Below are 23,319 nucleotides of genomic sequence, written 5' to 3'. Positions count from 1 at the left end.
TGAAAATATTTGAACTCAACAGGAGGAAAGAACGGGGAACAAAAGAACAGCGGATTGACACAGCAACAAGCTACGGACGATCTGGGTATTGGGCTTTCGACACTGGGCAAATGGATTACCAGTCACAAGCACGCTGAATTGGTGAGCGGTTCGCATGACGATAAGGACAAGGAACAGGCCTGTCTTCGCAAGGAAGCCCGGATAATACGCAAGAAGCGCGATATATTAAAAAATCCTCCCGGGTTGGAGACCGCCTGAGCGCGTTAGAAACAGTCTGTGCCACCCTCGTGATCAACGGTCCGCTACAAATAATGCCTGTTGCCGTTGATTTTGACGAAGACCTCATCCAATTGCCAGTGTAACCAAGATCATGGCCTTTTAACTCGTTTCTTCCGGATCTTTGATGCAAATATTGGCCCGGACCAGTTCCACCACAACCGGATGGTTTTATGGAAGACGCCGATACCTCGTTCATGCAAAAGATCTTCAACATTGCGAAGAGAAAGTTGAAATAGAACATAAAGCATCACCGCACCGCCCGCCTCAAGTCGATTGCCTCTTACAGCAAGCTTCGGTTTACTAAAGCGACAGCCCATCATGGTGAACACGATGGGCTGTAAGTTTTTGTTTTCTAGGTGGGTTTTGTCACTGCTATTCGGTCAAGTCCGCAATTGATACCGATTTTTGCTGTGATGTCATATTAAAGACTTTTGCCTTTATAACCGAACACCATAAGCACAGCACTGCAAAGGCTGCAAGGAACATGAACCAGCTTGGAGTAAGGCTCTTTTCAAAAATGATACCGACACAAACCAAAAGAAATAGTGTCCTTTCAACGAGATTGAGATTGAATCGCAACCAACCCTGAATGAAAATTGACCAACTCAAGGTTGCGCAGATCATGCCTCCAAAAGCAATCATGATCTCATAATAGGTGCCAGACCAAAGCAGCACTGGGTCCATCACAAACGCGAGTGGTATCATAAAGATTACGACGCCAAGCGCGAAAGCCTGAAGTCCCGTTTTCATCGTATCCGACTGAGCCAAACCGGCAGCTGCATAGGAAGCCAATGCCACGGGTGGGGTCACCATAGATAACACACAATAATACATGACAAAGAAGTGTGCAGCTAAGCGGTCAATACCCAGATCCACCAGCGCGGGGACAAACATCACCGAGCCGATAATATATGCGGCCACCGTCGGCAAGCCCATGCCCATGATGATACAGCCAATGATCACCAAACCCAAAGAAAGATAGATGTTGCCTGCGCCCAAGTTGGACAGCAAGGTTACGAATTTGAGTGCTAGGTTTGAGTGTGATGCAACCGCCATAATGATACCGACAGCCGCCAGGGGAACCGAAACTTGCGCCATTTGTCGCGAAATCTCGACCGCGGTTTCAAATAGCTGTTTGATACCATAACGGGTGTTGCTGCGCATCATGGGAATGATGAGCCCGACAATGCATGCCCAAAAAGCGGAGAAGGGTGCGGAATAGCCGGCGATCAACATGCCAATCAAGAAGATTGGACTAAACAACAAATGAACCCGAGGAGCAACAGGATCAAAGACTAGATCTTTCGCATTTATGTTGCCGACACCTGTCTTGCGCGCTCGCAAATCAATGATCATAAACAGCGCAAAATAGAAGGCAACCGCTGGAATAATCCCCGCTAAAGCGATGCGGGCATAGGGAACGCCGAGCATATCAGCCATCACAAAGGCCGAAACACCCATAACCGGAGGCATCAACTGGCCTCCCGTAGATACGATTGCTTCTGCCGCTGCTGCTTGTTCGGCGGTATATCCAGAGCGGCGCATCATGGGAATGGTCAAGACACCTGTGGCGGTCACATTGGCCACTGCTGATCCGGAAATGGTACCAAACAGCGAGCTGCCAATCAGGGCTGCCTTGGCAGCCCCACCTGTCAGTCGACCGGCTGCGAACATGGCGATATCGATAAAAACCCTGCCGCCGCCGGTGGCCGAGAAAATTGCCCCAAACATAATAAAGTAGAATACGAAATTGACTGCAGTACTTGCGGTGACACCAAACAGACCATCATTGTTCATAGTCATGATTTCGGTCATATCACTCAGGCTAAAGCCGGTAAAGCCGATCCATCCGGGGATGTAGTTGCCAAAGAAAGCGTAGGTCAGAAAGGCTATAATCATGGTCAGCAGGGAGGCACCAACCACACGTCGCACCCCTTCTAGAATAGCCAACACACCAAACACAAAGGTCATTTTGTCAGTTATGAAGACGTCGTCAACATAGTTGAGGCGGGTTTCGAGGCGATAATTCTCTTGATAAAAATGCAGACAAATCAGGAAAGACACGATGATAATGCAAAGATCGATGCTTCTACCAATCCAGACGAAATTCTCATTGTTCAGCTTCAAAGGCATGAAGGTAATCAGTGTTGCAACGGCCAGAAAAACATGGACCGGAGAGGAGATCATTGGTGTGTTGGGATAGAAGAACTGCTTCAACAGGAAGGTCAAATAGATCAGGCCGACCACGATTTGCAGCGTTCTTTGATATGTTAGCTTGGCCATTGTTTTACCGTTCATGCGGGGTAAAGACAGGAATGGGCTGCCAAGGAAGATTTGGCAACCCAACACTCACTGTTATTTCAGGTAGCCTTTTTCCTTGCAATATTTCATTGCGCCGGGATGCAGCTCAAGAACCGCTTGCTCTGGCTGGCAACCTTTTTCCGCTGTCCAGCCGCGCAAAGCAGCATGCTCTTCACGCAGTGCGTCTCCACCTTCATCCAGCGCTTTGAGCACTTTATAGACGGTTTCATCGGACTGCTGGGTATTGGTGATGAAGATTGTCGAGCTCAACGCGGTTGGGTAGTCTGCCAATACACCCTTGAAGGCCCCTTTTGGCATAATGCCACGTGGCATACCAAATTTGCCGAGACCGTCAATGACTTTGTCACCCATGGCAACATAGGATAATTCGTTGGTCAGGCTGTTTTCGGTCATGGCTGGATGACCCAACGGCACATTTTCAAACATCAAATCGATGCGACCATCGCGCATATATTCAGCCAATTTTGAGGAGCTCACCTGCGTCAAGGCGCCTTTGCTGCGCAGATCTTCAATGCCGGAGCCAACCATCTGAAGCATCAGGTCTGCAATGATGGGAACCTGACTGCCTGCGGGCTCCATACCAACGCGTGGCAATTCGTCAAGTTTCAACAGTTCTTCAAATGAGTTTACACCCACTTTGTCGATATAGGCTTTGCGAGCGAAGACGACTGTGAATGCTCCTTGCATGCCACCGGTAACCGAACGGATATTCTCGCTCTTTTTGCCCTTATATACGGCTTCAAGGCCTTGTTGTGACCAAGCCGCTGCGTTGCCGGTTGTGAAGCCGAACTGACCAATGTTGCGATCAACAACTGGCGGGTTGTTCACGCCGCCACCGCGAGGAATGATTTCTACGTCCAGATCGGTTTTGTCTTCGATAAGTTTTGTGAAGGTTGCGCCATAAGAATACCAGCCGCCGCCTGGCTCTTCAGCTGCAATTTTGATGGTTTCTGCTGATGCTGCGGAAGCTGCAAGCATTGCAACACTCACGCATGTCCCAGCGAGAAGGCTAACTAGTTTCTTCATGGTATTTCCTCCAGGGTCGCGCCTAAAGCGCAATTGAATAAGCAAAAATCTCGTAGTCTCGACCTCTGACGTTGACCGCCCGAGTGATTGAACAACAGGAGCCAGCGTCTGATTGATTTGTTGGAAAGAAATTTGAATACTTGTTCATCAGTCTAGCTGACGCGAAAAGGGCAATTCAATTGAATTTAACCTCTTCCTCCCTCCAATTCACCATCAAATTCCAAAGGCGTCTGATGTTTACCACCTCATGCTTTCAAAAAAACGCAACGTCCTCCAGACGATAATTATGAAAGCAGGAATGAGCAGAGAATGACAATTTGTCTATTATTTGTCAATTTATATATCGATTTCTTGTCTCTTAAAGTATTTTATAGGCATAACTATCTGATTTTAATTGATTAAATTATTTTGTAATATGTGTATGAATTCAGTAAATAGTTATGTTTTGCATATTCCAACTTTAAAGTCTCAGTAGCCGCTAACGACAATATTTAGCACACAGTTTTCTTTTTTTATCCTATTTAAAGTAATTAATTCAATTGAATAGTTCCCTCATTAGAACGTTGAGAATCGTAAATTTGAGTATAAATTTAGGGGGTAAACATAAAAAACCAACAGAACCGCTTGGCAACTTTTACATCACTTGACAAATTTTATAAAAAGACTGACAAGTTGACCGACAAAATTTTGCCGTTTCGCTTTTATCTCAGATTGGAAAGACGAAGGAAGGGTGTTTTGTCAGAGTGCAAGAGGGATTATGAGAAGATCTTCTCTTGGCTCTAATATGTGGTTTCTGGAGGATAAAGGTAAGGAAAACCTTCGTTTTTCTGGCTATAATGAGGTTTAAGAACAATGAAAAGTCTGTCTTCTCCGATATTGTTGCGGCTGCCTTCAGCGATGCTGTTTGGTCAAGGGCAGGCCGCCCGACTAGCAGAGCTGATGCCGCAGATGCAGAATGACAAGTTTTTTATTGTGACTGATTCATTCAACGCCAAACGCGTGGCAAATCTTGGGTTGTCACTTTCAAATGAACAGATCGGCATCGTAGATCCGGAGCCGGATCTAAATTGCTTGAATGCAGCACTGGCGCAAGCACGTGCGGGGCAATATGAAGTCATAGTAGGATTTGGTGGCGGCAGTGCCATGGATTGCGCCAAGCTGATTGCGGTCTTGCTTGGGAACCAACTTAGCCTGAGTGATATTGCAGGCAAGGGCAACGCTCCGTCGCGACAATGCCAGCTTGTTCAAATTCCCACCACAGCAGGGACAGGCAGCGAGGCTGGGGCACGTGCTTTGATTACGGACCCCGAGAGTGCCGTTAAAATTGCAACAGACAGCGAGTTTATGGTTGCAGACTATATTTTGATTGATCCGGATCTGACGCTCACTGCGCCATTGGATGTGACTTTGGCTACGGGCGTTGATGCTCTAGCACATTGCGTGGAGGCTTTTACCAGCAAGATTGCTCATCCGCTTATTGACTGGTATGCACAGCGCGGCATTGAGTTGATTGGCGAGAATTTGCCAAAGCTTGTAAGCAATCTTGCCGACCAAGAGGCGCGCACCGCCTTGTGTCTTGCTGCTTATTATGGGGGGATTTGTTTGGGTCCCGTGAATACAACGGCGGGGCATGCCTTGGCCTACCCTTTGAGTACGCACTATAAGATTCCCCACGGAGCAGCAAACGCTTTGATCTTCCCTTATACGCTTGCCTACAATTCTTCTGCGCAGTCAGAAAAAACCAGGATTGTTCTGGAGTCTTTAGGTCTTGGTCAAGCGACAAGTGAGGAAGATATTCGTATCAGATCGGCCGAGTTGTTGCGGTCATATGGGTTGAAAACAAAATTGAGTGATTTTAACATTCCTGAGAATGCATTGGAGTTGATGGCTGGAGAAGCAAGTACTATTCGGCGATTGCTGGACAACAACCCGCGCAATATCGGCGCAAAAGAAATCCTGGAAATATATCAAGCGGCTTATTGAGTGCGAGCTAAACCATCGTTTTCAATTCCAGTCGGACACCTAATGAAAAACCCTGCACCATGTTCATGATGCAGGGCTTTTTTTTGGGGGGGGGGCTGATTGAAAGCCGAAAAGAGCGCAGAGTTGCCGTCGTCAGCTATTATTGATTTTTTCCATCTGCGAGCCGCAGGCCATAATTGATAGCGTGGTTCATGTTTTCATGATTGGCAAGATTCTTCCCTGCGATGTCGAATGCGGTGCCATGATCGACAGAGCAGCGATCAATTGGTAGCCCTAGTGACACGTTGACCGCAGTGTCGAAGGCGATCATTTTAATTGGAATATGGCCCTGATCATGATACTGGGCGACGATAAGGTCGAATTGACCTTGAGACGTGCGGTAATATGCGGTGTCTGCGGGGATCGGGCCTACAACGTTGATGCCTTTGGCTTGTGCTGCTGCAACGCCCGGTGCGATTTGGGTGTCGTCTTCGTCGCCAAACAATCCGCCTTCCCCGCAGTGAGGATTGATGCCAGCAACGGCGATTCTTGGGTCTCCATATCCCATGCGGCGCAAATGTTGCCAGCCAGCAACGATTGTTTCGGTGATACGTTTGGGTTTAGCTCTGTCAATTGCGTCGCGCAGCGAAATGTGGGTCGAAACATGAATGACCTTAAGCTTTTCTGCGGCGAGTAGCATGAAAGAGGATTTCGATTTTGTCAGATGAGCGAGCATGCCCGTATGACCGTCATAATGGTGACCCGCGGCGTTTAGGGCTGCTTTGTTGATGGGGGCTGTGACGATGCCGGCAATTTTTCCGGCCCGTGTTAGCTCAACACCCTTGGCGATATATCGAAAGCAGGCTTCTCCGCAGGCCTCACTTACGATGCCGAATTTTTCTGGCAGACCGTCTGTCTCAACATGAAGAACTTCTAGGCTTTCGGGCGCGCCTTGGGTGCCAGAATCATGCATGGGCTGAAAGATGTCACAAGCTCTTGCGGCGCGGTTTAGGATGTTTTTGTCACCGATAACCATGATCCGCTCTCGCTGCTCGGGAGTAGAGTCTCGAAAAGCCTTGATAATGACTTCCGGCCCGATCCCGGACGGATCGCCCATTGTGATCCCAATTTTTGACTTGATGCTCATCTGTAATCTCCAGCATTGACACGGTGAACAATTTTTAACATATTTGTAAATATGTAAGCAAGTTGTTTTGTATTTTGCAGAGGATTGGCAGCGGTATAGAATATTAGTGATATTCTTCAACGTTCTAACTCATGAAAGCAAGATGCATTAATATGTCAATATTCAGTTTTCCAATGCGATAGATGATAGTATGCCAGATAGTCCAACCGAACCAAATGCCACGAGTGTTCAGCCAAGGTTAATTATACTCGCCGATGACCTCACTGGAGCACTCGATTCTGGTGTGGAATTCGCCAACGTGGGGCTGCGGGTCTTTGCTGCGACCACGCCACATGCGATTGACGAAGCTTTGGTCAAGCAGCCGGAAATTCTTGTGGTCAATACAGCCTCTCGGGAGTGCTGCGGGGATGAAGCAAAGCGCATTCATGAACGTTTGCACGCGCGGTTTAATGACTTTGTGCCGACGCAAATCTTCAAAAAGGTGGATTCTCGTTTGAAGGGAAATATCTGCAATGAAGTTAATGGCTTGACCGGAGGCGATCTTTCGATCGATATTCTTTGTGCCCCCGCTATACCAGATATGGGACGCCTTTGTGAAATGGGTGTCTTGTTCGGAGACGGCATCGACCAATCGGTCAATGTGAGGCAGCATTTATCAGATGTCACTGCTAAACTTTCTGTGCCTGATTGTCTTGATCAAGAGGACTTAGCAAGGGTCGTGGACTCCATCTCAGGGAACACTCTTTTGGTGGGCGCACGTGGGCTTGCTCGTGCGCTCGCCCAAACACTGGCAACTGCACCGTACCGGAGTAGACAAAGCCCGCATATTTCCCGATCATTGCTGGCCGCTATCGGCTCTCGTGATCCGATTACGTGCCGGCAAATTGATTCTTTTCTTGCTGACGCCGCGATCGCTCACACCCATTTACAAGCGGCTAATGGCATTCTCCCACATCGTTCTGCATCTGCGGGCGAGCAGGTTCTTTTGCAGCTGACACAAGGGAATCTGAGTGAGGACAGGACCGTTGTTAGTGACAGATTTGTCAAGCTGTCTGCAGAGTTTGTAAAGACAAAACAATATGATAATGTTTTGGCGTGCGGTGGTGAAACTGCCCAAGGACTGCTGATGGAGCTCGGTATTAAGGTCTTGGAGGTGCGTGGCGAGCTCTTTCCCGGCGTACCAGTCTCGACAGCACAGTTTGACAGCTGGTCTTTTTCCCTTATTACAAAGTCAGGCGGATTTGGGGATGCAGACCTGTTAACAAATTTGTTTCAATTGATCTCTCTATCCGACTTTTAGACCTGAAACGAGATTATCACATGGCAAACAACAGCGTGGATTTGATAGCGGCCAATGGCAAAGGAAAGGGGCGCAGTTCCCTGTCTGAGCGGGTTTATAATCTGCTTCATACGCGCATTTCCAATGGCGACTATAAAGAAAATCAGAAGTTGCCAACCGAGGCTGTCATGGTCGATGAATTTGGCGTTTCGCGTCCAGTTTTGCGCGGTGCGCTGGACAGGTTGCGCGAAGAAGGGCTTATTTATTCGCGGCAAGGGGCTGGTAGCTTTGTCAAGGTTCAGAACAACAAAGCACTCGGATTTTCCAAAGTCGAGACCATCGCAGATATTCAACGCTGTTATGAATTTCGACTGTCTCTTGAGCCAGATGCCGCTTATTATGCCAGCCTTCGACGCAATGATGCTTCAATCGCAGAGATTGATGCCGCGCTCCATTTGTTGGAGCAGGCAACAACGCATTTGACGCATAAAGAAGATGCTGACTATGCCTTTCATATCGCCATCGCAAAAGCCTGTAACAACCATTATTTCGAAGCTTCGATGGGTGCGCTTCGCGAGCATATTCATGCTGGTATGAAAATGCATGGGCAGTCGCTGATGGATGATGCGGTTTTTAACCTTGAATTTGTTTTCAAAGAGCATGTTGGTATCCATACGGCCATCAAAGACCGGAATGCTGAATTGGCACGCCAGTTGATGCGAGAGCATATTGAACACTCACGCGATCGCCTATTTGGAGGCAGTCTGCTCGACTTGTCGCTTTAGGGCAAAAGGCGCATTCTGTTTTCTAATTGTTTTCCTTCAACAAGACACTGTTTGTTGGCGGCATTTTCCTATCCGCCCCACACGCAGACTCACCTTTAGTGGTTTGATGGCGGTGTTGTTTGCCATCTTCTGGCTGCATGACGGCGATGTATGCAAAGCTTATTTCATTCGCCCTATGGTCGCAGGATTATCGGGGCTCTAAATCTCAAATTTTTGTTTACAAATAATATACATATTTACAAATAACACGTTATTTGTGATATTGTCATTTGAGGAATTTTATATCTTTTGCTCTGTCTGACTGCTTTCCAACCGTTTGGTTTCCAAGCCCTCTGACAAAGATCCAACAGGGAGCCCTTTTATGACTCAGTCATCCATGCCTTTTGTCGCACTCGTTACGTCGTTTGACGCTGATGAGGAAATTGACTATGCCGCAGTGCGCAAACAAGTGCGCCGGCAAGTTGACGCTGGGAATAATATTTTGTGTTGCGGAACAAATGGTGACTTTTCTAGCCTGTTGTTTGAAGAAAAAGTCAAACTCAGTGCAGAAGTGTTAAGCGCAGCAAAAGGCGAGCAAAAAGTCTTCGTCAATGTTGGCGCACCCTCGACGTATGAGACCCTTAAACTGTCCAAGGAAATTAGTGCGTTGGGAGTTGATGCTCTTGCCGTGATTACACCCTATTTCATTGCTTGCACGCAGGAAGGCCTCTATCGTCACTACTGCCAGATTGCAGATGCTGTTGAGGTACCGGTTTATCTCTACGATATTCCTGCTCGCACGCAGAATCATATTGAGCCTGAAACCGCTAGGCGCCTAGCGGATCATGGTAACATTGCCGGTATCAAAGATAGCGGCGGCACGCAGAAAACTCTTGACGAATATTTGGCAATCTCCCGCGAAAATCCAAATTTTGACGTTTATTCCGGCCCGGATTCGCTGGTCCTTTATGCACTCAAGAATGGCGCAAAAGGTTGTGTTTCCGGCCTTGCCAATACCAATTCTGTGCTGATTAAACAGATTTGTGATGCATTTGATGCAGGTGATATGGCGACTGCCGAAAAAGCTCAAGCCGCCTTCACTGAGTTGCGTGCGGATCTTTATGGATTTGGATATCCTCCCGCAATGGTCAAACGGGCGCTTTATTTAATGGATAATAGCGTTGGCGCAAGTCGTCAGCCTGCATTGATCCCAGATACGAAACTGGATGTACAAATTACAGAAGTGCTTAAAAAGCACGGGCTGCTGGAAACAAAAGGCGCTTGAAAAGTGCTTTCTCTGGTTTGCGTTGTCAATCGGCTTTGAACATTGGCTCTGACTCATATTTGCTGCAGTTGTTGTGCCGGATTTAGCTGGGTTATCGGAGGATTAGCTATGTATCATCGATTTCAGCGCGCAAGCCTCGTGCCAGACGGCTTTTTAGTATATTCAATCCAGATTGCCGGTGGGAGTGTGCAAATTCAGTTGCGGTCACGTTCTCGTTCAGGGGGGGGGCGGCTGCGGACGGCCTAGCCGACGCATTCAAAGCCGATATATAAGACGAGTGGCGGACCTTCCAGTCAGCGGTCGGCGGGTAGAACTGGTTATCAAAGCACGTCGCTTCTGGTGTGACACCGTTGTGTGCGGGAGACGGATATTCTGTGAGCGGTTTGATGGCCGGATCTTGGCTCGCTACAGTCGGCGAACCCAACGCTTGGAAACTATCGTGCACCACCTTGGCTTGGCGCTTGGCGGGAGACCTGCTGCGGGTCTTATCTGAGGAAATTGGTTTGAGACGGGCAGGGTGACTATGCCAGCGAAGGTTTGAATTAAACTCGTTGATAAGCTTTACACGGTTTTGATTTTTTGACGGGGCACTTTCTTTACTCGATTTCCGTAACAATGAAAGCCGCGCTTTGCATTGCAAGGCGCGGCTTTTATTTGCGATAGTGTCATCTGTTTTCGATGGTCTCACCTTACTCGGCAGGAGCAGCCACTGGAGTATCTGAAATCGGGCGTTTGACCGCAATCAGAATGGCTGCAGTAACCACGGTGCCAATCAAGATAGAAAGAATATACATTGGCAAGTTGCTTACCGCATTGGGGATCGCCAAAACAAACACACCGCCATGAGGTGCGCGTAGACCGCTCGCAAAGAACATAGACAGCGCGCCGGTGAGGGCAGATCCAACCATGATAGACGGGATCACACGCAGTGGGTCTTTTGCGGCATAAGGAATGGCCCCTTCAGTGATGAAGGACAACCCAAGCACTGCTGCAGCTTTGCCTGCCTCACGCTCGTCTTGGTCAAAGCGATTTTTTGCAACGAAAGTAGCCAGTGCCAGTCCCAAAGGAGGTGTCATACCAGCGGCCATAACTGCAGCCATTGGTGCAAAGGTGCTCGAGCTGAGCAGACCGACGGAGAAAGCATAAGCTGCTTTGTTGACTGGACCACCCATATCAAAAGCCATCATCGCACCCAGAACAAGCCCCAGAAGAACAGCATTGGTCTGGCCCATGCCCTGAAGCATTGCAGTCAGACTTTCATTGATGAAACGAACGGGTTCACCAACCACATAAATCATGGTTAGCCCAACCACCAGTGTGGACAGCAACGGTAGGATCAAGACAGGCTTGAGGCCTTCCAACGTGGATGGTAACTTAATATTATCACGCAACCACAGCGCTACATAACCAGCGAGGAAACCTGCAACGATACCACCCAAAAAGCCCGCGCCGAGGTCAACAGCCATAAGGCCACCGATGAGACCTGGTGTGAGACCGGGACGATCCGCGATCGAGAAGGCGATGAAACCGGCAAGCACAGGAACCATCAATTTGAAAGCACTGCCACCACCAATGGTCATTAAGGCTGCTGCAAGTGTGCCTTCTTCTTTGAAGGCCTCAATGCCGAAGATGAAGGAGAGTGCGATCAGCAGACCACCAGCCACAACAACGGGCAACATATAAGAAACGCCGGTCAGAAGATGCTTGTAAGGTCCGGAGCGTTTTGCCTGCATCGCGGCTTTTGCTTCAGCGACAGACTGCATGCCGCTATTTTGAGGGGTTGCTGTGGTTTCTGCGTCAGTGAAAGCAGATTGAATAACACCAGCAGCGTCTTTCACAGCGGCACCCACGGTTGTGCGATAGATTGGCTTGCCTGCAAAACGGCTTTCATCCACATGGGTGTCGGCGGAAATAATCACTACATCAGCGGCGGCGATGTCTTCGGCGGATAGCTGATCTTTGGCGCCAACAGAGCCTTGTGTTTCGACTTTAATGTCATGACCTGCTGCGGCCCCTTTTTTCTTTAGGGCGTCGGCTGCCATAAATGTGTGAGCAATACCCGTTGGGCATGACGTCACCGCAACGATGCGTTTCTTTGATGTTTCAGATGTGGACACGGTTTCCTCCTTCTGCTGGTCATATCGTATCGTGGCCGGAAGACCGGCGGCTAAGAGAGCCTCGTTGAGCACCTTGGCGGTGTCCGTAATGGCTCTGCTCGTGGTTACTTCATAAACGGCCAGATCCGAGAAACGGGATTGGTCGATCTCTTTATCCAAGGCAAGGATCACAAGATCGGCGCTTGCGAGGTCTTTGTCCTCAAGCGGAGCGCTTGTCTCGTTGGGCCCTTGACATTCGATCTTGACAGTATGGCCGTGATCCGCGGCGACTTTGCGCAAAGCCTCGGCTGCCATATGGGTGTGCGCTGCACTATCCGGGCTGGCTGAGACACCAATAAATGTTGCCATCTTGGTTCCTTTCTCCTCTCAAAACTTCAAATGTTGAAGGGTCACTTGCGCAGCGAAGGCCTCGATTGCCTCGCGTGGCGGCAGGTGAGGTCCGATTTCGCCGAGAGCTCCTAATGAGAAACCTGTCGCCAAACAAGCCACATCAGACAGGGATTTCTCTTCTGAAAGGCCATGAACTATGCCGGCAACCATGGCATCTCCTGCACCGACAGTGCTTTTCACAATGGCTTTGGGTGGCTTTGCGAGCAGAACCTCATCTGATTTGATGAAGATCGCTCCGTCCGCTCCCATGGAGACAACGATCAGTTCAATTTCGCCTTCGTTGACCTCCCGCGCAGCGGTTACAACATCCTCAGGTGTAACAAGGGGACGTCCGACCAGTTCACTCAGCTCATCAATATTGGGTTTGATGATATTGGGGCCTGCCTTCATCGCTTCGGCAAAGGACGGACCGCTGGCGTCCAGAATGACTTTGCACCCCAGCTCTTTAAGCAAAATTGTCAGATCTCGGTAGTATGTGGTTGGCAAACCGGCTGGCAAGCTTCCCGCAAGAACAATCGTCTCAATACCGCTTGAAACCAGTTTGATTATGGTCTCGGAGATGACCCCTTCGGCCTCTCCACAATTGCCCAAACCGGGGAAATTGAGATCTGTAACCTGTTCCAGTGCGGGGTCGACAATTTTCACATTGACGCGGGTCGCTCCATCCATACGGATAAAATGATCGTCAATGCCTTTTCGAACGAACAATTCTTCAAAAATGCCCAGATTGTCTTTACCCAGCAGCCCACTTACAGCAACTTTGTGGCCGACATGGGAAAGGAAACTGGCGACATTGATACCCTTCCCCCCAGCGTCGGACTGATCTTCAGAGACCCGATTGACCTCTCCAGCCGCGAAGTTGGCGACCTGCACCGTACGATCAACGGCAGGGTTTAGGGTCAGTGTTGCAACCTTTGCGCCTTCACTCATGACTTCATCCTATTCTCAAGATGCCTTAGACCAGAGCACGAACGTCGGAAGCTTTTGTACAAGCCAACGCACGGGCCGCTAGATCTCGGGCTTCATCCATGGAAACGGTACGAACCTTTGCTTTAACTGCTGCGATGGCTGGTATACTGACGCTCAATTCTCTTACCCCTAGACCGGATAATATGACTGCCCCCATCGGATCTCCAGCGATGCCGCCGCAGGCCCCGACCCAGATGCCCGCAGCATCAGCGGCCTCAACGGTCTTGCGGATCAGTCGGAGAACGGAAGGGTGCAAGCCATCGGCCATCTTGGCCAATTGCGGATGCATCCGGTCTACGGCCAGCGCATATTGCGTCAGATCGTTGGTGCCTATAGAGAAGAAGTCGACTTCTTTGGCAAAATCTTCGGCCATCATGACCGCGGACGGGATCTCGATCATCATGCCGATTTCAATTGGCCCGGCTCCCACTTCCAACCGGACTTCTTCGGTAATTGCTTTGGCCGCAAGCAGCTCTTCCATTGTCGCAATCATGGGATACATGATGCGGATCGGTCCTTGGCTGGACGCGCGCAAGATGGCCCGGAGTTGTGTACGGAACAGATCTTCGCGCTGAAGGCAAAGGCGAATGCCCCTGACACCAAGGAATGGATTCATTTCCTGAGGCATCGGTAGATAAGGCACATCTTTATCGCCCCCGATGTCAAGGGTACGCACGATCATCGGCAGGCCGTTCAGAGCTTTCATCATGGCACTGCAGGCCTCATATTGTTCCGCTTCGCTCGGCTCTGTATCGCGCTGCAAAAACTGGAATTCGGTCCGTAACAACCCAACACCTTCTCCACCAGCTTCCACCGCAGATTTGGCTTCATCAACGCTGCCTATATTGGCAACAACCTCAATCCGTTCGCCGTCGGTCATAATGGCCGGCTGATAGCACGCTAGCCGATCAGCAATGACCTGGCGCTGGTGGGCTTTGAAAGCTTCTTCAGCCTGCGCATTGTCGTTCCGAGTTGGTTGAATGACCAGCACGCCCGCGGATCCATCAAGAATGACGGTGGCTCCATCAGACATAGACAGGATGTTCGGGCCAGCGCTTACAACAGCAGGAATATCAAGGCTCCGAGCGATAATCGCGGTATGCGATGTTGGCCCTCCCGATGCGGTACAAAGCCCAAGCACGAATTTTGGATCGAGACCGGCGGTATCCGATGGTGTCAAATCATCTGCCAGTAGAATAATAGGGCTATCGGGCAGCTCAGGATCATCTTCCACTTTGTCAGCCAACAGTTTCAACAGTCGTCTTCCGACATCACGTAAGTCGAGTGCGCGGGCCGACAATATTTCGTCCTGCATAGCAGAAAGTGCCGCTGCATGGCCTTCATAGGTTTGTTGCCAGGACCAACCAGCGCTGTGCCCTTTGGCAATAAGCGCTCTAGCATCACGGAGCATTTCGGGATCGTCAAGAAATTCGGTCTGCGCTTTAAAAATGGCAGCCTTTGCTGCGCCTGACTTGTTGAGCATATCCCGATAAAGAGTGGACAGCTCATCTTTGGAGCTCGCCAACGCACTATTCAGTCGCTCTTGTTCTGCGCTCACATCTTGATGCGCCTTTTCTTCGACCACAATCCGCCCGCGACGGAACGTGGTAACCGAACCAATAGCAATGCCTGGAGATGCGGAAATACCCGTGATTGTTTGGCCTTCATACTGGACCTTATTGGCGCGCGAGATCGGGACGTTGGCAGCTTCGGCCTGCGCCTCGTCTTCATCTTCCAAACCCTCTTCAAGAGCAGTCTGGATGGCAGCTAGCGCTTTAATTGCGTCCGTGCCTTCCGCACTCACACGAATGGTGGTGCCATTGTCGATGCCCAATTTAAGTAGACCAATCAGGCTTTTTGCGTCACCCGCTTTATTTCCATTGCGAACTCGAACATTGGCATCGAAGACCTTGGCAATATCAACGAGGGCTGTTGCTGGGCGGGCATGCAAACCGTGAGGACTGGTGACTGTGAAGTCAAAGCCTTCGTCATAATCTTCGGGTGTCTCTTCTGACGGAGATAACTGGCCACCAGATAAACGCTGCGCAATTTCACCTGCGTCGTCGGTTGTGGCCAACCGCGCAGCTTCATCTGCATCTCCCAAGACATCAGTAAGGTTGGATAGCACTGTAAGATGCTCGTCACTTTTGGCGGCAATACCCACCACCAAATGGGCAATTTCGCCCTCATTCCACTCGACACCCTGAGGGAGTTGGAGAACCGCAACCCCGGTCTGTTTGATCAAGTCACGATCTTTGGGAATGCCATGGGGGATAGAGATGCCATTACCCAAAAAGGTATTGGCGACTTCCTCTCGAGCCATCATGCTATCGACATAGCCAGGCTCAATATTTCCTGACTTGACCAACAACGCGCCAACTTTGCGAATTGCGTCGGCTTTGTTTTCTGCCTGTGCACCAACTTCAATCGCAGATTCTTTGAAAAGCATGACTTCCTCCAATCGGTCTCTGGAGGTCTTCAATAAATCCACTTCAGGCCTTGTGTGCGCTTGCTCCAGCCAAAAAGGGAACTGTGACCTCTATCCTATAAATCTACTTAAGTGATTTAATGGATGAAAATATTTGATTTTTGTCAAAAAATCACACAAATATGTATGAAATTCAAAAAAATCCCGCATAAAGTAATAGAATTTTTGATATTTCGCCCATAATTCAATTATTACTTCTGTTTGAAGTATTAATTATTACTTTGAAATCAAACACAGATGTTGGGAACTCCCAGCAAGTGCTGGCAATCCTCGCTAAGTTTTCGCGAATTTCGTGAGCGAAAAGAGGTTCCATAATGCATTGTGGCTTTACTAATTCTGTTTAATTTAGTTATTTGATCTAATTCATAGGCTATGGAACAGTTGCGTCGTTAGAGTGTCAAATTGCGGCTTGTTCGGCGGAAATGGCCAGATTTCGGCGTTCTGATGAAAGATACGAAAACTGCACACATCGGATGAAAGCTTTAACCGAGGTTGTTGACTAGAACCAGAACCGGAAACCTCCTTCGTGAGGCATGAATAGCAAAAAAGACACTGAAGAAAAGGAATTGGGGGGGGATGGCCAAAAAGGTTTCGCGCGGTGACTCCGGTCACGATCCGTCGAGTGGATTTAACCAGAGAAAAGTCCGCGCCTATAATGAAAGACTAGTCCTGTCTCTCATTCGGCGATATGGCGCGTTGGCTAAATCCGAAATAACCCGCCGATCTGGATTGTCGGCGCAAGCCGTTTCGGTGATTATCGGTGAATTGGAAAACGATGGTCTGTTGTTGCGCTGTGAGCCAATTCGTGGGCGCGTTGGACAACCATCTATTCCGATGACGCTCAACCCAGACGGGGTTTATTCTTTTGGTCTCAAGATTGGACGGCGCAGCGCCGACCTGCTTTTAATAGACTTTGTTGGCGCCATTCGTAAGTCCATTCACATAACCTATCCCTATCCCATGCCCGAGGTGATTTTGGCTTTCGCCGTACAGGGGATTAAAGACTTCTCGCTACGGGTAGCACAAGAAAATCTCGACAAAATTGCGGGCATAGGCATTGCTATGCCCTTTGAACTCTGGGAATGGGAAGAAAAAGTTGGCGTATCCAAAGGCACAATGGATGTCTGGAAATCTTTCGATTTTACCACGGAATTGGAGGCTGCCACTGGCCTACCAAGCTTCACTCAGAATGATGGCACAGCAGCCTGTGGTGCTGAGCTTGCCTTTGGGCGCGGCATGGAGTTCAGCGACTTTATTTATATCTTTGTGGGAACATTTATTGGCGGAGGCATCGCCCTCAACAATTCCATTTATTCGGGTAGGACGCGCAACGCAGGAGCCCTCGGTTCTTTGCCCATATGCCTACCGGAAAACCTCGTCGATGAGAATCCGAGCCAACTCGTCGATTTCGCGTCTCTGTTTTTCCTTGAAAAGATGCTGATAGATAAGGGCCTCGAACCAAATCTCTTGCAACAGCCGTCTTACGATTGGACCGAGCTGGGTGACATTTTGGAGCAATGGCTAAATATGGCCGCCCGCTATATCGCTTTGGCTATCGCCTCAGCATCAGCCATCATTGATTTTGAGGTCGCGATCATTGATGGGACATTGCCTTCCAATATCAGGGAGATCCTGATCGACAAAGTGCGGGAAGTCATTGATAAACAGAACTGGAAAGGCATCACACTACCCGTCGTACTGGAAGGCTCACTCGGCGCTCAGGCCCGGGCGCTGGGAGGAGCAAGCTTGCCACTGTTTATTCGATATCTGCTGGACCAAAACGTGCTGTTCAAAACAATGTAGGGGTAGGTCTTGTCAGAGTAAATTGACTTGAGACGGGCGGGGCGGTGACTTATCTTCGTCGGATGACAAAACAATTGTGAGCAGAGATGCTATCCGTTGATGAACATTTGCATAGTCACAGACATCCTCGATCAACCAAAACATGAGCAATGCATTCTTAGCAGGCTTGAGACCAAACTGAGCGTAAGTCGATTTGCGTTGAATGACCTGTGCAATAGGCCCGATTTAAGAGGAGAAGCACTGCATAGCTGTCTTTTCTACGATGATGGCATGGATGAAGTTGTTCGGGTACTCAACCAGACTTTGAATGGTGACTGTGTTGGGATTGGTTACAGCGCGGGCGGTACGGCGCTTTGGCGGGCTGTCGTAGCAGGGCTTTCTTTCGCCTCAATATTCTGCATCTCATCTACTCGATTGCGGGAGGAAGCTTCTATTTCAACACCAAATCAAGTATTTTTTGGTGCAGATGACCATGGGAGACCATCTTCCGAATGGCTTTCTAGCGTGCCGGACAAATTTACAATATTCGAAAATGCAGGGCACACTTACTATCTAGCTCCCACGTCTGAAGCGACCAACGCGACCTACAATAAAATAGCAAAGAGCATAAATCGCTAATCATCAAAATGTTGCGATCGCTGCCGATGTCAAAGCGCCTTGCGCGGGACTATCAAAAATATTCCTAGTCAGCCGCTATTGCATTCATACAGCATCCAGTTTTCAATCCGCAGCAGCGCCATTGTGAGAAATCATATACTTGAATTTCATCGCGAACGGTCCACTGCGGTCGTTCGTCAACCGTCATCTGCTGCATTTCAGCTTTCAGGAAGCTGCTGTTCATCCACTATGCAGCATGTGCGTGCAAGGGATAGCGGCTCAGCGAACGTAGGTAGCAGATGGTCTTTTCCTTATAGTTTGGTTGCGCTCTGAGGTACGCTATAAAATTGACCGTTCAACTGGGAAGTCCGTTGATTTTTTCGAGCGAGGCTAAGTCATCGTCCCAATCTGCGCGACTGGAAAAGCAAATGTGCGCTTTGGGTCGGATGCCGATTGAGCTATCGAGAGATCCTGCCGGTACAACTAGAACACCGTCGTTCTTTTGATAAAATGGTAATGCTGAACCGCAGTCCGTGCAAAAGCACTTCTTGTGTTGTGACTTGGAAAGTCGGAAGTTCTTGATATTCTCCTCGCCCGACAACCAGGTAATCTTCGCTGTGGACGAAAACAGGTTTGCCGAATGGGCTGAGCCGCTATCTTTACGGCAGCGCGAACAGTGACAAAGGAAGAAGCTCTCGAACTCTCCCAATATGCGAAACTTCACAGCGCCGCACAGGCACTGTCCGATTACAAGATTGGCCATTCACAATCCCCCCTCGACATTCAAGAACCATGCCGCTAGTCAAATGTGAAGCTAGCGGCCATCCGTATTCGTATCCTAATTTATGGGCGCAACCAAGTTTAACTTGGACACAATGCGGCATAGTGCAATGCAGAACTCAATCACTTCAAACTGCGCACATGACCAACAAAACGGCCCTTACGGACTATTCGCGCAGCGAAAGGTGGTGCCTACGAGCTTCCCCAAAGCTGCCATTCGTTGATTCTGCAGCATTTAGGTTCAAGGAATAACGGCCGTGCGGACGAAGCTGCCGTTTGTCTATCTGTCGCCAACGCCCGCTACTAGCCCGTCTTACGTTTGGCAATCGCTGTCCAGGTGTGGGTCACCCTGATATTTCATTTGAGCGCCGCTTGCGTTCCATTTGAACGAGATCGGTCTATCTGGCGAGATAGAGCGCGCAGGGCATAGTCATAGTGAACAACCGAAAACCAGCCAGGGCCACGTTCAGTAAGAAGTTCGATCGTAACCTGCCCGAGATGGCGCCTCTGGCGAGGCCCGTCAAGGAGCTCGACATAATCAAGGTGTGGGTCGGTGGCGACAGCATTCAGTAACTCGAGATTGTTTGTTCTAGCAGTAATGCCTTCGCCTTCTTCGTCGATCTCCTCGATGTGTATCAGGCAGTGGTCACGCGGACCATGAACAACAAGTGTCCAGCCATCGGGCATTCTCGGGCGAGGTCGTGGTCCTTCGCCCAACCGGCCGAATTCTACAAGCGACTTCCGCTCCTGCAATTCGGTCTCCGCTTGGTCAGACCGGCGAAGCGTCACGGTATCGAACTTGTTGGAATGCGAGAAAATGAACCTGCGCGATTGTTCAAACTGGAGCGCGTTGTAGCGTTCGACTTCCATATTGCTGACCAGCGCGGGTTTGCCCAGAAACAAGCCTTCTGCATAGGCGCGAAGCGCCTGTTGATCTGGGTTCTCACCCACAAGCAGATGCTTTAATCGTTCAACAATTGTAGGACAGTGCCATGTTAGGAGAAGCATCGGACTTAGCGGCAAGGAAACCATTATTCCCTGTGACTTGAGCCCGCGGTCGCCATAAGGAAACGGATTGCTAAACACGACAGGATGATCCGAAATAACAAGGCGAGCCTCTCCTTCAGGCTGGACTAAGCCGGGATACAATCGGAGAAAGGGTGCACGGTACCTATCGCGACCAAAAAAATTCATTATTGTGCTGAGTTTGGCATCATTTTCGGTCGGAGGCGCAAGTGACGGATCGTCAAGATCGGCACCAAATTCTGCTAGAATTTCGCGCATTTGATCGAGCAAAACCGCCGGTGTAATTCGTGATAACTTAGTTCGCAGTAACTGGATGGTCCCAAAATCCGCGAGCTTAAAAAGATCGGACTCTTTCATCCAATCCAGTGATCGATGCTGATTGATCTGATTGACTATCAAACCTCCGTTGGTATCAACCTCGTCAAAAATTTTCTCAAAATTCAGCCGCTCCTCACCTTCGATAAGTGTATTGAATTGATTTTCTGAGCCCGCATTTTTTATCGTTGAGGGATAGCTTCGGCCATTTGACTTGTCGAAAACAAAGAGCTTTGAACGTGCTGCATCATGGGCGAAATGGCGGAGCTGCGCTTGAGTTACGTAGTGGTGTTTTTTGGATTCTGTTTCTGCCGCAACCATATCCGCATGATATCCGCATGATATCCGTTCAGGGGCTCAATTCAAGTAACGAGTAAATACAAACTTAGGATGGTTTCCGCGTGACACAGCTTGCTTACCGCCCGTCGCTTTGCCCACCAACGCCAACAGAATCTGCCATTCTCTGCTCCACAGAAATTTGTTACCTTGGGCCCGAACCAGACTGGTGCAATGCATTCCCAAGCCAAAACGGTCATCATGGTCCATGATTAGCAATCGCGGTCCATTACTGCCTCTCGCCCATGGGCGGATGCTACAATGCGGTTGCTACATAGCGGCCAAACTTGGGCAAACCCCTTTGCGGCTACTTCGGCATGATTTTGTCTTACTAGATTTGACTGCTATATCACAGGGCATAAGATTCTTGGCTCTACCAAAATCCTTGTGACTATTAATCCCACGCGATAAGAATTACATAAAGTCTCGTTTCACTCGGCTTTCAAACGTCTTTTCAAAGATCTGATTGTCAGATTCGAAAGCCTTTACAGAGGCTTTGAGGATCCAATCCTCTTTCGTGCAAGTGAGAGTTGATGTGGTGCGGGTTTCAACCGTCCATCCCTGCCGCTCATACCGCGTGATCCATTCGCAATGGCCCCTCATGGATTGCGGGTCCTGAGCGTTGATTGACCAGCATTCCGTGCGGATTTCCTGACCACAGAGGCTTGTGTCTGGATGCTCTTCAAGGCCGGTATCCTCATAGATGCGATAATGGGTCATTCCAGTCATCAAATCTCGTTCTACTGTGCGACGGGTTTCCCCTTCTTTATGTGATATATAGACGGGCAACGGGTCGGGATTGGATGGCGCAGGGATGGTTATCGCCTCATGCTCACCGAGCGCAGGCATGGCAAGCCGTATGGATCCTGTGTCGATTGTCAGGCCCGATGCTTCGGGCGATGGCAAGATCAAGGGCCAACTGGCGGTCGCCAGTGACAGGCGCATCCGATGGCCTGGACCAAAACGATAACCGCAAGCGTCCAACATAATGGTGATTGAGGTTTTTTTACCGATGGGCATAGCAGTCGGTGCCGCGTTACTGTCCCTGTGGGCCAGATTGAGTACACCATAGGAAACCCGTGTGGCCGTTCCATCAGGGTGAACATCGACGATGCGCGCCACCAGATTCTCCCAGTCCGCTTCACATGATAGATCGAGGCTCAATTCAGGACGCCCCAAATAGAGCCCCTCCTGCGTGAAGGGCGCAGAGTCGAAGGTCAGAGCGCTGGCATCATCAATCCGTTGGTCTCCGGCAATTTCGGCATCGGGTTTTAGGGCAAACCATTCGCCTGAATTGGTGCCGCTGTCGAGCGGGGAGCGCACGTAAACAGAACCAATACCGCCCCCGTTTTTCCCAGCAACCAAGGTTTGGTCATCAGCAACTGAAAATATGTCGAGTTGGGGTGTTTCCCAGCACTGTTTGGCCACCCAAAATCCGGGGTCTTGTTCCCGGCGGTGGGTAGGGCGGGGGCCATCGAGGATAAAGGCGCGCATCTGTGGGATGGCCTCCGCTCCGTTGTTCTCATCCCGTAACCAGCGGTTCCACCATGTAATGGCTTCTGAAAGAAAGTCTGTGCGCGGTTTGGGGAAGGCAAAATGGGGGTATTTATGAATCCAGGGGCCAATCAATGCTTTGGCTTTGGTTCCAATGCCTTCAATCGCCTTGAGAGGTGTGTTGCGATAGCCGTCAGCCCAACCGGCAATCACCAGAGCCGGAGTATCAAAATTGTCAAAATCCTCGCAAATGGAGCCATGCTGCCAAAAGGCGTCGCGGCGTTGATGTTGCATCCATTCTTCCAGAAAATAAGGTTCCCCTTCCAAACGCTCCAGCCACATGTCTTTCCATGTGTCGCCAACAAGGGCAGGGTCGGGAGAACGGGATTGATAGGCCAGCATGGTGGCAGCCCAAGACAAATTGGCATAGAGATGGCAGCCATTTTTGTAATGGATGTCATCATTGTAGCGATCGACAGTTGACGCGATGGATATGACGGCTTTCAAAGCTTTTGGTTTTAAAGCCGCAGTCTGCAGGCAGTTAAAACCACCCCATGAAATGCCCATCATGCCGACATTGCCATTAGACCAAGTTTGATTGGCAATCCAGTCGATGATCTCGCAGGCATCGGACAGCTCACGCGGGGTATATTCCCCATCAATGACACCCTCCGATTCCCCTGATCCGCGAATATCAACACGCACACCGGCAATGCCTGCAGCCGCAAATACCGGGTAAGTGCTTTCATCGCGAGGCGACGTGCCATCCCTTTTGCGGTAAGGCAAGAATTCCAAAACAGCAGGAACGGGATCGCCCTCGCTCCCTTCAGGCATCCAGATGCGCGTGGAAAGGCGCGTACCGTCTTTGAGAGTGATCCATTGGTCTTCAGAGACAGAAAAGCCACGGTTCAACATGAGCATATGCCCTCGAATTTGTGTT

At 49.6% G+C, this 23,319-nt stretch carries 17 protein-coding genes; 8 read left to right on the top strand and 9 right to left on the bottom strand.

Going from position 1 to position 23,319, the window contains the following annotated elements; all coding sequences use genetic code 11:
- Positions 1 to 54 precede the first annotated feature (54 nt).
- Entirely contained in the window at positions 55 to 258 is a 204-nt protein-coding gene (locus tag C0081_RS03135; RefSeq protein ID WP_146006395.1) for a hypothetical protein, read from the top strand.
- A 393-nt stretch (positions 259 to 651) separates the two neighbouring features.
- Here the strand turns inward: C0081_RS03135 and C0081_RS03130 are convergent, their stop codons facing one another.
- Both C0081_RS03130 and C0081_RS03125 read right to left on the bottom strand, forming a co-directional pair.
- Complete coding sequence (locus C0081_RS03130; RefSeq protein WP_101532308.1) at positions 652 to 2,562, bottom strand: TRAP transporter permease; 1,911 nt, start codon at positions 2,560 to 2,562, stop codon at positions 652 to 654.
- Between the two features lie 72 nt (positions 2,563 to 2,634).
- On the bottom strand, positions 2,635 to 3,627 hold the full coding sequence (locus tag C0081_RS03125) for a TAXI family TRAP transporter solute-binding subunit (protein WP_101532307.1): 993 nt from the start codon (positions 3,625 to 3,627) through the stop codon (positions 2,635 to 2,637).
- 852 nt (positions 3,628 to 4,479) lie between these two features.
- Between C0081_RS03125 and C0081_RS03120 the strand changes: the two genes are divergently transcribed.
- The gene (locus tag C0081_RS03120) at positions 4,480 to 5,610 is read left to right on the top strand and encodes an iron-containing alcohol dehydrogenase (RefSeq protein WP_101532306.1); all 1,131 of its coding nucleotides are present in this window, start codon (positions 4,480 to 4,482) and stop codon (positions 5,608 to 5,610) included.
- Positions 5,611 to 5,749: 139 nt separating this feature from the next.
- Here C0081_RS03120 and pdxA read toward each other — a convergent pair whose 3' ends face one another.
- Positions 5,750 to 6,730, bottom strand: a complete 981-nt coding sequence (pdxA, locus tag C0081_RS03115; RefSeq protein WP_210200373.1) for a 4-hydroxythreonine-4-phosphate dehydrogenase PdxA — start codon at positions 6,728 to 6,730, stop codon at positions 5,750 to 5,752.
- A gap of 196 nt (positions 6,731 to 6,926) precedes the next feature.
- Between pdxA and C0081_RS03110 the strand changes: the two genes are divergently transcribed.
- The 4 genes from C0081_RS03110 to C0081_RS03095 all read left to right on the top strand — a co-directional run bounded on the left by C0081_RS03110 (position 6,927) and on the right by C0081_RS03095 (position 10,557).
- A complete protein-coding gene (locus tag C0081_RS03110; protein WP_101532305.1) occupies positions 6,927 to 8,036 on the top strand; it encodes a four-carbon acid sugar kinase family protein in 1,110 nt (369 codons plus the stop codon).
- Positions 8,037 to 8,056: 20 nt separating this feature from the next.
- The gene (locus C0081_RS03105; RefSeq protein WP_101532304.1) at positions 8,057 to 8,800 is read left to right on the top strand and encodes a FadR/GntR family transcriptional regulator; all 744 of its coding nucleotides are present in this window, start codon (positions 8,057 to 8,059) and stop codon (positions 8,798 to 8,800) included.
- A gap of 361 nt (positions 8,801 to 9,161) precedes the next feature.
- The gene (locus C0081_RS03100) at positions 9,162 to 10,064 is read left to right on the top strand and encodes a dihydrodipicolinate synthase family protein (protein ID WP_101532303.1); all 903 of its coding nucleotides are present in this window, start codon (positions 9,162 to 9,164) and stop codon (positions 10,062 to 10,064) included.
- Between the two features lie 178 nt (positions 10,065 to 10,242).
- Positions 10,243 to 10,557, top strand: a complete 315-nt coding sequence (locus tag C0081_RS03095) for a transposase family protein (RefSeq protein ID WP_425349441.1) — start codon at positions 10,243 to 10,245, stop codon at positions 10,555 to 10,557.
- Positions 10,558 to 10,753: 196 nt separating this feature from the next.
- Here the strand turns inward: C0081_RS03095 and C0081_RS03090 are convergent, their stop codons facing one another.
- The 3 genes from C0081_RS03090 to ptsP are packed head-to-tail and all read right to left on the bottom strand — an operon-like array spanning position 10,754 to position 15,989.
- Positions 10,754 to 12,529, bottom strand: a complete 1,776-nt coding sequence (locus C0081_RS03090; RefSeq protein WP_101532301.1) for a PTS fructose-like transporter subunit IIB — start codon at positions 12,527 to 12,529, stop codon at positions 10,754 to 10,756.
- 18 nt (positions 12,530 to 12,547) lie between these two features.
- Positions 12,548 to 13,501, bottom strand: a complete 954-nt coding sequence (gene pfkB / locus C0081_RS03085) for a 1-phosphofructokinase (RefSeq protein WP_101532300.1) — start codon at positions 13,499 to 13,501, stop codon at positions 12,548 to 12,550.
- Between the two features lie 25 nt (positions 13,502 to 13,526).
- Positions 13,527 to 15,989, bottom strand: a complete 2,463-nt coding sequence (gene ptsP, locus C0081_RS03080) for a phosphoenolpyruvate--protein phosphotransferase (RefSeq protein WP_101532299.1) — start codon at positions 15,987 to 15,989, stop codon at positions 13,527 to 13,529.
- Between the two features lie 615 nt (positions 15,990 to 16,604).
- Here ptsP and C0081_RS03075 point away from each other — a divergent pair.
- Both C0081_RS03075 and C0081_RS03070 read left to right on the top strand, forming a co-directional pair.
- Positions 16,605 to 17,831: an ROK family transcriptional regulator gene (locus tag C0081_RS03075; protein WP_101532298.1), complete on the top strand. Its 1,227-nt coding sequence runs from the start codon at positions 16,605 to 16,607 to the stop codon at positions 17,829 to 17,831.
- A 270-nt stretch (positions 17,832 to 18,101) separates the two neighbouring features.
- Entirely contained in the window at positions 18,102 to 18,449 is a 348-nt protein-coding gene (locus C0081_RS03070) for a dienelactone hydrolase family protein (protein WP_146006394.1), read from the top strand.
- A 334-nt stretch (positions 18,450 to 18,783) separates the two neighbouring features.
- Here the strand turns inward: C0081_RS03070 and C0081_RS03065 are convergent, their stop codons facing one another.
- The 3 genes from C0081_RS03065 to C0081_RS03050 all read right to left on the bottom strand — a co-directional run bounded on the left by C0081_RS03065 (position 18,784) and on the right by C0081_RS03050 (position 23,294).
- A complete protein-coding gene (locus C0081_RS03065; protein WP_101532296.1) occupies positions 18,784 to 19,191 on the bottom strand; it encodes a GFA family protein in 408 nt (135 codons plus the stop codon).
- 374 nt (positions 19,192 to 19,565) lie between these two features.
- The gene (locus C0081_RS03060) at positions 19,566 to 20,870 is read right to left on the bottom strand and encodes a DUF4238 domain-containing protein (protein WP_101532295.1); all 1,305 of its coding nucleotides are present in this window, start codon (positions 20,868 to 20,870) and stop codon (positions 19,566 to 19,568) included.
- 429 nt (positions 20,871 to 21,299) lie between these two features.
- Positions 21,300 to 23,294, bottom strand: a complete 1,995-nt coding sequence (locus C0081_RS03050) for a CocE/NonD family hydrolase (RefSeq protein ID WP_101532366.1) — start codon at positions 23,292 to 23,294, stop codon at positions 21,300 to 21,302.
- Between the last annotated feature and the right edge of the window lie 25 nt (positions 23,295 to 23,319).

Origin of the sequence: Cohaesibacter celericrescens, assembly GCF_002866925.1 — a bacterium.
Classification (GTDB): Bacteria; Pseudomonadota; Alphaproteobacteria; order Rhizobiales; family Cohaesibacteraceae; genus Cohaesibacter; species Cohaesibacter celericrescens.
Note: the sequence above shows the minus strand (reverse complement) of the source record. Positions and strands in the feature narration are given on the sequence as shown.